The sequence below is a fragment of the SAR324 cluster bacterium genome, assembly GCA_029245725.1.
Lineage (GTDB): Bacteria > SAR324 > SAR324 > SAR324 > NAC60-12 > JCVI-SCAAA005.
This window is the reverse complement of sequence record JAQWOT010000287.1, coordinates 1-1668: the sequence shown is the minus strand read 5'-3', so window position 1 is coordinate 1668 and position 1668 is coordinate 1. Positions and strand designations below refer to the sequence as shown.

Annotated in this window: 3 protein-coding genes; 2 read left to right on the top strand and 1 reads right to left on the bottom strand. The window is 43.6% G+C overall.

All coding sequences use genetic code 11. The features are described from left to right. Both P8O70_15500 and P8O70_15495 read left to right on the top strand, forming a co-directional pair. Positions 1-1096 (top strand): serine hydrolase (locus P8O70_15500; protein ID MDG2198248.1); only part of this gene is annotated, 1096 nt, incomplete at its 5' end. A gap of 72 nt (positions 1097-1168) precedes the next feature. Then, positions 1169-1399, top strand: a complete 231-nt coding sequence (locus P8O70_15495) for a hypothetical protein (GenBank protein ID MDG2198247.1) — start codon at positions 1169-1171, stop codon at positions 1397-1399. Positions 1400-1438: 39 nt separating this feature from the next. Here the strand turns inward: P8O70_15495 and P8O70_15490 are convergent. Further along, positions 1439-1668: glutamine amidotransferase (locus P8O70_15490; GenBank protein ID MDG2198246.1), on the bottom strand; the 230-nt coding region annotated here is incomplete at its 5' end.

The window sequence follows — 1668 nt, the reverse complement described above, 5'->3', positions numbered from 1 at the left end:
AGACATCACTATCAAGTCCATCTTGACTCACACTACGGGTTTACCCACCAATCCCAATTTCCTCTTGGACAAAAGAGGTCAGAATCAGGCGTTGGCCCTTGATGAATTTTTGAAGGAATTGGCCCAACAATCTTTGTTGTTCCCACCAAATCGAATCTACAAGTACTCCAACTTGGCAATGAACCTTGGTGGATTGATCATAGAGCGCGTCTCCGGATTGCCCTATGAGCAGTATATCCAAGAAGTTATCCTCACACCTTTACAACTGGAGTCCACTCGCTTTCCCACTGATTCGGAAACTACGAAGGTGATTGGATACAGCCGAATCGTTGGAGACCAGCGATTGAAAAATGAATTTCCAGAAATGGCGAGTATCTTAGGATTGCCATCTTCCGGACTCATTTCTACTGTCACGGATCTGGCTAAATTCATTAGTTGGCATTTTCGTACACTCAGTGCGGAGGACCAAACACTCCTTGCAAGAGCCACGTTGTCCGAGATGCAGAAGGTCCAGTGGATACCATTGCCCATTGAACTTCATCCAAGGTTAAATACTGCGTTAGCTTCTCTCGCAAACACCCTAGAACTTGGTGGAACAGGGCTTGGTTATTTTCGAGAAAAAGAGTTTGTTTTGCACAGTGGGGGCTTGATCGGATTTGCTGCAGAATTGGTAATGGACAATCAAAACAAACTGGGAGTCGTTGTCCTCTCCAATACAGTTGAGGCACCTGTTTATTTCAACCATCCCCAAAGCATCTCAAGGAATTTATATGAAATGGTCGGTAGAGTGTTGGCTGATCCTAAATCGTTTGATAGACCGCTGCTATACGCAGAGTATGAAAACTTTTATTCAGATGATCACCACTGGCACTACTACGTGACAGAGATGGGAGAGAATCTAATTTTGCTAAATCTGCGAGAAGGAACGCCACTCGCGAGACCAATCACTTTGTCCAAGATGGGAGCTGATCATTTTGTTGATCCCAATCATGAAGGAATTTATGTAGGAGAGTTTTCTGTCTACTTTCAACGAGATCAGAATGGTAAGGTGAACTCAATGATTGTGAAGAATAATAAGCTATATCCTAAAGATTAAGTTTTCCTACTTCTTGTTTTTGTGCTCTATATTGGTTGAGATTACCATTATAACTTTCCACTGTTTAAGCTTATGAACAAAAACGCAAAAACAACGGTTATCATCTTATCGTCATTGGCAGCACTTGTAGGAATTGGCATCGCCACGGGCTTCATCACATTCAATCCCATCGATAAATCTAAGCCCGCCTACGCTAAGGATCAGCAGTGTTTTGAAGAACTCAAAGCGAAACTGACTCCTGAGGAGATGATGGAGATCATGAAAAAGAAGACAATGACTCAATCTCACTGCGACTTTCTTTGATCAAGTCCGCATGATCACAAATACAGCTTCACTAACTGCTTAAGTTCCAGGCCGACCCCAAGCATATTCCATCTGCTGGGCAGTTCGCTCTGCTAACTTCTCTCCAGCGAATTTGGAGACTAACTCCAAGCTCAGATCTATCCCAGCGGAGATCCCTGCCGCAGTGAACAGCTTTCCTTGTTCAATCCAGCGAACACCCTCTCGAACCTGTAGATTCGGATAATTCCTCTGTAAATCTGAAATATCTTCCCAGTGAGTCGTCACTTCCA

What these genes read in the sequence shown, in the direction of transcription:
- P8O70_15495 (MDG2198247.1), top strand. Translation starts at nt 1,169, where the DNA reads ATGAACAAAAACGCAAAAACAACGGTTATCATCTTATCGTCATTGGCA.